This is a genomic window from Methyloceanibacter sp. (genome assembly GCF_035650995.1).
In the GTDB taxonomy this organism is placed as follows: Bacteria; Pseudomonadota; Alphaproteobacteria; order Rhizobiales; family Methyloligellaceae; genus Methyloceanibacter.
Map to the genome: position 1 here is coordinate 1 of NZ_DASRGO010000088.1, position 9,493 is coordinate 9,493.

Genomic DNA, 9,493 nt, shown 5'->3' on the forward strand with positions numbered 1-9,493 from the left:
CCGACACGCCGGACATGCTGGAAGTCGCGCTCGATCAAAACGAATACCGGGCCGGCGACACCATGACGGTCGCCGTCACTGCGCGCAGCGCCGGCCGGCTCACGCTCAACGTCATCGGCGATCGGCTGCTCGCGAGCAACAGTGTCGAGGTCAAGCCCGGCGCCGTGCAGGTAAAGATGCCGGTCGGCCGCGACTGGGGCACTGGTGCCTATGTGGTCGCAACGCTGCGCCGGCCGCTCGATGCGCCGGCGCAACGCATGCCCGGCCGATCGATCGGCGTGCGCTGGTTCTCGGTCGACCACGCCGCGAAGACGCTCACCCTCGAGCTCAAGACGCCGCCGCTGCTGCGGCCGAACTCGACCTTGCACGTGCCGATAAAGGTCGGACTTTCGGCCAGCGGAGAGGCGAGGGTAGCCGTCGCCGCCGTTGATGTCGGCATCCTCAACCTCACCAATTACAAGCCGCCGTCGCCCGACGACTATTATCTCGGCCAGCGCATGCTCTCGGCTGACATCCGCGATCTCTACGGCGATTTGATCGACGGCATGCAGGGCTCCCGCGGTCAGATCCGCAGCGGCGGTGACGCCGGCGCCGAGGCGTTGCAAGGAAATCCGCCGACCGGACCGCCGGTCGCGCTCTATTCCGGCATCGTCAAGGTCGGCGCCGACGGCACTGCAGAGGTGAGCTTCGAGGTGCCGGCTTTCGCCGGCACGGTGCGCGTGATGGCGGTGGCATGGAGCAAGGACAAGATCGGCCACGCCTCGGCCGACGTCGTGGTGCGCGATCCGGTGGTGCTGACCGCCACGCTCCCACGCTTCCTGCTCATGGGCGATAAGAGCACGCTCAGGCTCGACCTCGACAATGTCGAGGGCGAGACCGGCAATTATCAGATCGCGGTCTCGACCGAAGGTCCGTTCAGCGTTGAGGGCCCCGACAAGACGCTTCCCCTCGAGGCCAAGAAGCGCGGCGGCGTGAGCCTGCCCATCTTGGCGACGGGCGTGGGAGACGGCGCCGTGTCAGTCGCCGTCACCGGTCCCGGCAATTTCTCCGTGCAGCGGAAATATCCGCTTCAGGTGAAACCATCCACGCAGGTCCTCGCGCGGCGCACGGTGAAGCCGCTCAATCCGGGCCAGAGCATCACGCTCACGAGCGACGTGTTCAGCGACCTCGTGCCGGGCACCGGCAAGGTCTCTCTGTCGGTGACGCCGTCGGCGGCGCTCGACGTGGCGAGCCTGCTTCAAGCGCTCGACCGCTATCCGCTCGGCTGCACCGAGCAGGTCGTCAGCCGCGCGCTGCCGCTGCTCTATGTCAACGAGATGGCGCTCGACGCGCAGCTCGCGGTCGATCCCGGCGTCGATGAGCGTATCGCCAAGGCGATCGAGACGGTGCTCGCGCGCCAGGGCTCGGAAGGCTCGTTCGGGCTGTGGTCGCCGGGCGGAGACGATGCCTGGCTCGACGCCTATACGACCGACTTTCTCACCCGCGCCAGGGCGCGCGGCTTCTCGGTGTCCGACGACCAGTTCAAGCTCGCGCTCGACCGCTTGCGCAACTATGTGAGCACGGCGCCGGACGTCTCGACCGACGGCGGGCTTGCGCTCGCCTACGGACTCTATGTGCTTGCCCGCAACGGCATGGCGCCGGTCGGCGACCTCCGCTACATCGCCGATGTCAAGCTCGACGATCTCGGCACGCCGACGGCGAAGGCCCAGATCGCCGCGGCGCTCGCCATGATGGGCGACCGGGTGAGGGCCGAGAAGGCGTTCAACGCCGCGCTCGCCTCGCTTCCGACCGACGTGCGCTACGAAGGCGGCCGCATCGACTACGGCTCGCCGCTCCGCGACGCCGCGGCGGTGGTGACGCTCGCCGCCGAGGGCGATGCGCCGAAGCTGATCCTGGTCAGCGCCACCAAGACCATCGACAAGGCGCGCGACAAGGTGATCTACACCTCGACGCAAGAGGACGCCTGGCTCGTGCTCGCGGCACGCGCGCTCGGCAAGCAGAACGTGAGCCTGACCGTCAACGACGGCGGAGTGCAAGGCCCGCTCTACCGGACCTTCAGCGAGGAAGAGCTTGCGTCGACGCCGCTCACGGTGACGAATAGCGGCGATGCGCCGCTCGATGCGGTGATCTCGGTGAGCGGATCCCCGAAGACGCCGGAGCCCGCGGCCGAGCACGGCTTCACCATCGAGCGCAGCTTCCACACGCTCGACGGCGCCGACGCCGATCCGACCAAGGCGAAGCAGAACGACCGCTTCGTGGTGGTGTTGACGGTCACCGAGCCGCAGCCGCAATTCGCCCGCGTGGCGCTGACCGATTACGTGCCGGCAGGGTTCGAGATCGACAATCCGCATCTCGTCTCCTCGGGCGACACCGGAGCGCTCGACTGGATCGAGAACGCGGGCGAGCCGTCGTTCACCGAGTTTCGCGACGACCGCTTCGCCGCGGCCTTCGAGCGGCGGAGCGACGACAAGCCCGTCTTCACGGTCGCCTATGTCGTGCGCGCGGTGTCGCCCGGGACCTATGTGCTGCCGCAGGCGTTGATTGAGGACATGTACCGGCCCGACCGCTTCGGTCGGACCGGAACCGGAGAGGTCGTGATCGCACCCGCCAAATGAGCACTGATCGAAAAGCCACCTCTCGCCAACCGGGAAAGGTCGGCGCGCAACGCGCGCCGGGTGAGGGGGTTCCCGGACCAACTCGGACTCACGAGCCCCCTCACCCCAGCTCTCTCCCCGATGCGGAGAGGGGGCGTTGGGGCAGGCGTCTCGTCATCGTCGCGGTCGCGTTCGTTTGGATTGCCGCGGCGATTGCCGGCGGCGTTTCCGGCCTGTTCGAGGCGTTCGGGCCGGCGCCGCTCGGCCGCAATCTCGAAGTCTCGACGCTCGTGCTCGACCGCGACGGCAAGCTGCTCCGCGCTTATCTTACGCGTGAAGGCCGCTGGCGGCTCCCCGCCGCGCGCAAGGACGTCGACCCGCGTTTCGTCGAGGCGCTGCTCGCCTACGAGGACAAGCGCTTCTACCATCATCGCGGCGTCGATCCGCTCGCCATGCTGCGCGCGGCCTACCAGCTCGTCACCGAGGGTCATATCGTCTCGGGCGGCTCGACCATCACCATGCAGGTTGCCCGTCTGATCGAGCCGCGCCAGAAGCGCTCGCTCTACGCCAAGCTGCACGAGGCGGTGCGCGCGCTTCAGCTCGAATGGGCGCTGTCGAAGGACGAGATCCTTTCGCGCTATCTCACGCTTGCGCCTTATGGCGGCAATCTCGAAGGCATCCGCGCGGCTTCGCTCGCCTATTTCGGCAAGGAACCGCGGCGGCTCACGCTCGGCGAGACGGCGCTCCTGGTCGCGCTGCCCCAATCGCCCGAGTTCCGCCGGCCGGACCGCTACCCTGCTGCGGCCAAGCGCGCGCGCGACCGCGTGCTCGACCGCATCGCCGGGCGCGGGCTCTATAGCGCCGCCGAGATCGCCCATGCCAAGGAGGAGCCGGTGCCCACGATGCGCAAGCCGATGCCGATAGTGGCGCCGCACTCGGCCGATGAGGCGACCTTCGCCTCGCCGAAGAAGAGCGTGATCAGGCTCACCGTCGACGGCACGTTGCAGCGGACGCTCGAGAAGCTCGCGCGCGAGCGGGCCGGTAGCCTCGGGCCCGATCTATCGGTTGCGATCGTGGTCATCGACAACGCGACCGGAGAGGTGCTGGCGCGCGTCGCGTCGCCGGATTATTTCGATCTTCGCCGCGCCGGCCAAGTCGACCTCACGCGCGCGGTGCGCTCGCCGGGCTCGGCGCTCAAGCCCTTCATTTACGGTATCGGCTTCGAGGACGGGCTGATCCATCCCGAGACGCTGATCGACGACCATCCGATCCATTACGGCAACTATGCGCCTGAGAATTTCGATCTGACCTATCAGGGCACGGTCACGGTGCGGCGCGCGCTGCAGCTGTCGCTCAACACGCCCGCCGTTGCCGTGCTCGACGAGGTGGGTCCAAGCCGGCTCATTGCCCGGCTGGCGCAGGCGGGCGCGCCGCTCGTTCTGCCGAAGGACGAAGCGCCCGGACTTGCGCTCGGGCTTGGCGGCGTCGGTATCCGGTTGCTCGACCTCACCATGCTCTACGCCGGGCTTGCGCGGCAGGGTACGGTGGCGCCTCTCATCGAGCAGCTTGGCCAGACGCCGCAAGCGCCCAAGCGCCTGATCGAGCCGGTCGCGGCGTGGTATGTCGGCAATGTGCTCCTCGGCACGCCGCCGCCGGAGAACGCCGCGGGCGGGCGGATCGCGTTCAAGACCGGAACGAGCTACGGCTACCGCGACGCCTGGGCGATCGGCTTCGACGGCAAGCGCACCATCGGGGTGTGGGCGGGACGGCCGGACGGCGCGCCGGTCGTTGGACTGGGCGGGCGCGTCACCGCCGCGCCGATCCTGTTCGACGCCTTCGCGCGACTTGGTGCTTCGATTGAACCGCTGCCGCGCGCGCCGAAAGGCGTGCTGATCGCCTCATCGGCCAAGCTGCCCCCGCCGCTCAGGCGCTTCGCGCCGCGCGACAGCGCGGGCGAGGCGATGACGCCCAAGGTCCAGATCGTCTTCCCGCCGAACGGAGCAAATCTCGAGCTTTCACACGCGGCGGGCCAGTCGCCCGATCCGATCGCCATCAAGATCACGGGCGGCACGCCGCCGCTCAATGTACTGCTCAACGGCATGCCAATCTCGGCCAAGCGAACCGCGCGCACTCTCTTCTTCGAGCCGGACGGACCGGGCTTCGTGAGACTCACGGTGACCGACGCGACGGGCGCGGCGGACAGCGTCGTGGTGCGGCTCCAGTAGGGCGGCATGGCCGCCTCCCCTTCCCTCAAACACCTCGCCGTGCCGATCGGCATCGAGCCGATGGAGGCGAAGCTCGTGGCCGAGCTTCCGCACGGGGACGGCTGGCAGTTCGAGCCGAAATGGGATGGTTTCCGCTGCCTTGCCTATCGTGCGGGCGAAGAGGTCGATCTCAGGGCGAAGTCAGGCAAGCCGCTCACGCGCTACTTCCCCGAGATCGCGGCCATGCTGCACGGACTTCCGCAAAAGGAATTCGTGCTCGACGGCGAGCTCGCCATACCCCTGGGCGACACGCTGTCGTTCGATGCGCTCCAGATGCGCATTCACCCGGCGGAAAGCCGTATCAAGAAGCTGTCGGTCGAGACTCCGGCGATCCTCATCCTGTTCGACATGCTGCTCGACGCCAAGGGCAGGAGCCTGATCGAGACAGCGCTCGTCCGGCGGCGCGCGGCGCTCGAGACCTTCTACGACAAGGCGCGGGAACGGGCGGCGCTCAAGCTCTCGCCCTATACGCGCGACCGCGACGAGGCGGAGCGCTGGCTGAAAGCGGCGCGCGGCGCGCTCGACGGCGTCGTCGCCAAGCGGATCGACGGCGCCTACATCCCGGGCGAGCGCGCCATGCTCAAGGTGAAACAGATCAGGACCGCGGATTGCGTGGTCGGGGGATTCCGCTACGCCACGGGAAGCCGGCTCGTCGGCTCGCTCCTGCTCGGCCTCTACGACAAAGAAGGCAAGCTCGATCATGTCGGCTTCACCTCGACCATCACCAACGCGGAGCGGCCCGCGCTGACCAGGACGCTCGAAGCGCTGATCGCGCCGCCGGGCTTCACCGGCAAGGCGCCGGGAGGTCCGAGCCGCTGGAGCACGGAGCGCTCGGGCGAATGGGAGCCGGTAAAGCCGAAGATGGTGGTCGAGGTGCGCTACGATCAGGTCACCGGCGACCGCTTCCGCCACGGCACCAAGCTGGTGCGCTTCCGTCCCGACAAGGCGCCGCGGCAGTGCACCTTCGAGCAGATCGAACCCGCGGTGCTACCGGAGAATTTCCGGTCCCTGCTCGCGTTCTGAGCCGTGCAATTTGAGCCGCGTCCCGTTACCGCGCCGGCGGCGCGGGCGAGAGATTGTCGCGCGGCATCATCTCGCGGGATCGAGCCCAACCGACGCCCGAATGAAACGCGAAGAGTCGGGCATCACTTGGAGGAGAAAATCTCCAAGGAAGTAAACCTCAGAACAGGAGCCCCCATGAAGAAAATCCTGATTGCCGGTCTTCTGGTCGCCGGCTTCGTCACGCCTGCGCTCGCCGCCGAGTATTACGTCGCGCAGAACAACACGAGCCACAAATGCTCGGTGGTGGCCAAGAAGCCCGACGGCAAGACCATGACCATGCTCGGAACCGACGGCTTCAAGACCAAGTCGGAAGCTATGAACGCGATGAAGGGCATGACCGAATGCAAGGCGTAAGCCTCTGAGCTCCCGGACGCGGGCGTCTTTGCCGGGCGCCCGAGTCGAGTGGCCGCCTCAAGACCCAATGACTTGCGAGGTGCAAAGGGTCTTGGGGCGGTTTTTCTTTGTCACGAGATCAGCACGATTGGCCCGCCGGGAACAGGCGGTAGCGGAGCGGCAGGAAGGCGATTTCCCGCGCAAGCTCGAGCCGAAGGTCGGAAGGAATTTCAATTTCCACGCGGCTCTCTCGTTCGCCGACCGACAGCTCGACCCGCCGGGCACCGCCGTGCCGCCTGTGGTTCGAGATCCTGCCCCACAGGGCGCGCTCCGGATCGAGCGAGATCTCGACGTCGTGCGGCCTGAAGAAGAGCTGCGCCGGCCCGTCGGGCACGCCTTCGGCGCGGAGGTCGAGAACGTGGTTATCGAAAAAGACTTTGCCGCGCTCGACCCGCACCGGCAGCGCGCTCGATTCACCGATGAAGGAGAACACGAACGGCGAGTTCGGCCGGTCGTAAATTTCGTCGGGCGTACCGACCTGTTCGATCCTGCCCTCGCTCATGACCACGACCCGGTCGGCAAGCTCGAGCGCCTCCTCCTGATCGTGCGTGACGAACACGGTCGTATGCCCGGTCTTGTCGTGCAGCTCGCGCAGCCAGCGCCTCAGGTCGCGCCTCACCTTGGCGTCGAGGGCGCCGAAAGGTTCGTCGAGCAGAAGCACGCGCGGCTCGATGGCGAGCGCGCGCGCAAACGCCACGCGCTGGCGCTGTCCGCCCGAGAGCTGCGCCGGAAAACGCTTATCCAGACCGGAGAGCTGCACGAGATCGAGCAATTCGAGCGCGCGGCGCCTGATTTCGCGGCGGCTAGGACGCCGGACCCGCGGCCGCACGCGCAGGCCGAAGCCGATATTGTCCACCACCGTCATGTGGCGGAATAGCGCGTAGCTCTGGAACACGAGGCCGACATTGCGCTGCTGAACGGTGAGCTTCAGCGCATCCTCGCCGTCGAACAGGACGCGGCCCGAACTCGGTACGTCGAGGCCGGCGAGAATGCGGAGCAGCGTCGTCTTGCCGGAGCCGGAAGGACCGAGCAGCGCGACGAGCTCGCCCGGCTGAATATCGAGCGAGACACCGTGAAGGGCCGGGGTCGTGCCGAAGGTGCGCACGACGTTTTCAATGGTGACCTGCATCGGCTTTTCCCAGCGCCTCGTCCAGTCAAGCGGCCACGGGGCGCCTCTTTCCGAGTTGACCTCGTTTACGACGCGAGCGTCCATGTCCTTCTCCTCATGACTAGTGGCGCCGCGAGGCTGCGATCTGGTCGGCGTAGCGCCACTCGAGCGCGACCTTGACGACGAGAGTGACGAGTGCGAGCAGCGCGAGCAGAGAGGCGACGGCGAAGGCCGCGGCGAAGTTGTACTCGTTGTAGAGGATCTCGACATGGAGCGGCATGGTGTTGGTCTTGCCCCTGATATGGCCCGAAACCACCGACACCGCGCCGAACTCGCCCATCGCGCGCGCGTTGCAGAGGACGACGCCATAGAGGAGCGCCCAGCGGATGTTGGGCAGCGTCACCCTGATAAAGGTCTTCCAACCCGAAGCGCCAAGCGACAACGCCGCCTCCTCGTCCTGCGTTCCCTGCTCCTGCATCAGCGGGATCAGCTCGCGGGCCACGAAGGGAAAGGTGACGAAGATGGTGGCGATGACAATGCCCGGCAGAGCGAAGATGATCTGGATGTTCTCGCTCTTGAGTAACGGCCCGAGATATCCCTGGGCGCCGAACAGAAGCACGTAGATGAGGCCGGCGATCACCGGGGAGACGGAGAAGGGCAGATCGATCAGCGAATTGAGCACGCTCTTGCCGGCGAAGTCGAACTTGGCGATCGCCCAGGCCGCGGCCAAGCCGAAGACGACGTTGGCGGGGACGGCGATCGCCGCGACCAGGAGCGTGAGCTTGATGGCGGCGAGCGCGTCGGGCTCGGTGAGCGCGGCGAAGTAAGCGTAGACCCCCACCCTCAGCGCCTCGAAGAAAACCGCGGCAAGCGGCAGAAGGAGGAACACAACGAGGAACACGACGGCAATCGCCGTCAGGACAACGCGGATTAGCGGCCGCTCGGTTGTGACCGCATAAGGCCGCGGATTTACATCGAGCAGAGGGGCAATGGCGACGTCGGTCATTGGCCGAACCTCTTGCGGGTCCACGCCTGGATCACATGCACGAAGAGGAGGATGAGGAAGGAGATCAGGAGCATTGCCGTGCCGATGGCGGCGGCCTGGGCGTAGCCGAACTCCTCGAGCCTGATGATGATGAGAAGCGGCGCGATCTCGGAATAGAACGGCATGTTGCCGGCGATGAAGATCACCGAACCGTATTCGCCGACGGCGCGGGCGAGCGCGAGGGCGAAGCCGGTGAGGATGGCGGGCATCAGCGTCGGCAGCATCACCAGGAACACGGTCTGCCGGCGGTTTGCCCCGAGCGTGGCCGCGGCCTCCTCGAGCTCGCGGTCGAACTCGTCGAGCACGGGCTGAACGGTGCGGACCACGAAGGGAAGGCCGATGAAGATGAGTGCGATGGTGATGCCGAGCGGAGTGTAGGCGACCTTGATGCCGAGCGGATCGAGCAGGCTTCCGATCCATCCGTTCGGCGCGTAGAGCGCGGTGAGTGCGATGCCGGCAACCGCCGTGGGCAGCGCAAAGGGAAGGTCGACGAAGGCATCGAGCAGGCGGCGGCCGGGAAACCGGTAGCGGATCAGCACCCAGGCGATGATCACACCGAACACGGCGTTGACGAGAGCGGCGATGAGCGCGGTGAGAAAACTCAGGCGGAGCGCCGCGAGCGTGCGCGGCCCGGTCACCACGTCGAGGAAGCCGCCCACTCCGAGGTGTGCCGACTTCAGCACGAGCGCGCCGAGCGGAACGAGAACGATCAGGCTCAGATACGTCAAAGTGAAACCGAGCGCCAACCCGAAACCCGGGATGGCGCTCGGTCTCTTCAACGCAAGGCCGCGGGCGCCGGCCATGGCGTTTTCCCTCAAAGTTGCTCCACGGCTAGTTGGTCGACTTCGGCTGATAGACCTGATCGAAGATGCCGCCTTCGTCGAAATGCTTGGGCTGCACCTTGGCCCAGCCGCCGAACAGCGGGTCGTCGATCGAGACGAGCTTCACGTCGGGGAAGCGCGCGAGATCCTTGGGATCGGCCGACTTGGGATCGGACGGGCGGTAGTAGCTGTGGGCGATGATCTTC

7 protein-coding genes and 1 pseudogene are annotated in these 9,493 nt (G+C 66.8%); 4 read left to right on the top strand and 4 right to left on the bottom strand.

Annotated features, from left to right (window positions below; all coding sequences use genetic code 11):
- The 4 genes from VFB18_RS06885 to VFB18_RS06900 form a co-directional block, all read left to right on the top strand.
- The coding region (locus VFB18_RS06885) for an alpha-2-macroglobulin family protein (protein WP_324972665.1) at window positions 1–2,615 on the top strand (2,615 nt) is incomplete at its 5' end.
- Complete coding sequence (gene pbpC, locus VFB18_RS06890; protein WP_324972668.1) at window positions 2,612–4,819, top strand: penicillin-binding protein 1C; 2,208 nt, start codon at window positions 2,612–2,614, stop codon at window positions 4,817–4,819. The genes VFB18_RS06885 and pbpC, both read left to right, overlap by 4 nt.
- A 6-nt stretch (window positions 4,820–4,825) precedes the next feature.
- Window positions 4,826–5,881, top strand: a complete 1,056-nt coding sequence (locus VFB18_RS06895) for an ATP-dependent DNA ligase (protein ID WP_324972671.1) — start codon at window positions 4,826–4,828, stop codon at window positions 5,879–5,881.
- A gap of 174 nt (window positions 5,882–6,055) precedes the next feature.
- Complete coding sequence (locus VFB18_RS06900) at window positions 6,056–6,274, top strand: hypothetical protein (protein WP_324972674.1); 219 nt, start codon at window positions 6,056–6,058, stop codon at window positions 6,272–6,274.
- Window positions 6,275–6,392: 118 nt separating this feature from the next.
- Here the strand turns inward: VFB18_RS06900 and VFB18_RS06905 are convergent, their stop codons facing one another.
- The 4 genes and pseudogenes from VFB18_RS06905 to VFB18_RS06920 form a co-directional block, all read right to left on the bottom strand.
- On the bottom strand, window positions 6,393–7,442 hold the full coding sequence (locus VFB18_RS06905; RefSeq protein ID WP_324972682.1) for a sulfate/molybdate ABC transporter ATP-binding protein: 1,050 nt from the start codon (window positions 7,440–7,442) through the stop codon (window positions 6,393–6,395).
- A gap of 100 nt (window positions 7,443–7,542) precedes the next feature.
- Window positions 7,543–8,427, bottom strand: coding sequence for a sulfate ABC transporter permease subunit CysW (gene cysW, locus VFB18_RS06910; protein ID WP_324972677.1), 885 nt, complete (start codon window positions 8,425–8,427; stop codon window positions 7,543–7,545).
- Window positions 8,424–9,269 (bottom strand): sulfate ABC transporter permease subunit CysT, encoded by an 846-nt coding sequence (gene cysT / locus VFB18_RS06915; RefSeq protein WP_324972680.1) that lies wholly within the window; start codon window positions 9,267–9,269, stop codon window positions 8,424–8,426. The genes cysW and cysT overlap by 4 nt, the downstream gene beginning before the upstream one ends.
- A gap of 28 nt (window positions 9,270–9,297) precedes the next feature.
- A pseudogene (locus VFB18_RS06920) lies at window positions 9,298–9,493 on the bottom strand (sulfate transporter subunit); the annotation flags it as partial.

Coding starts and splice junctions, on each gene's coding strand:
- VFB18_RS06895 (WP_324972671.1), top strand. CDS start 4,826: ATGGCCGCCTCCCCTTCCCTCAAACACCTCGCCGTGCCGATCGGCATC.
- cysT (WP_324972680.1), bottom strand. CDS start 9,269: ATGGCCGGCGCCCGCGGCCTTGCGTTGAAGAGACCGAGCGCCATCCCG.
- VFB18_RS06900 (WP_324972674.1), top strand. CDS start 6,056: ATGAAGAAAATCCTGATTGCCGGTCTTCTGGTCGCCGGCTTCGTCACG.
- cysW (WP_324972677.1), bottom strand. CDS start 8,427: ATGACCGACGTCGCCATTGCCCCTCTGCTCGATGTAAATCCGCGGCCT.
- VFB18_RS06905 (WP_324972682.1), bottom strand. CDS start 7,442: ATGCAGGTCACCATTGAAAACGTCGTGCGCACCTTCGGCACGACCCCG.
- pbpC (WP_324972668.1), top strand. CDS start 2,612: ATGAGCACTGATCGAAAAGCCACCTCTCGCCAACCGGGAAAGGTCGGC.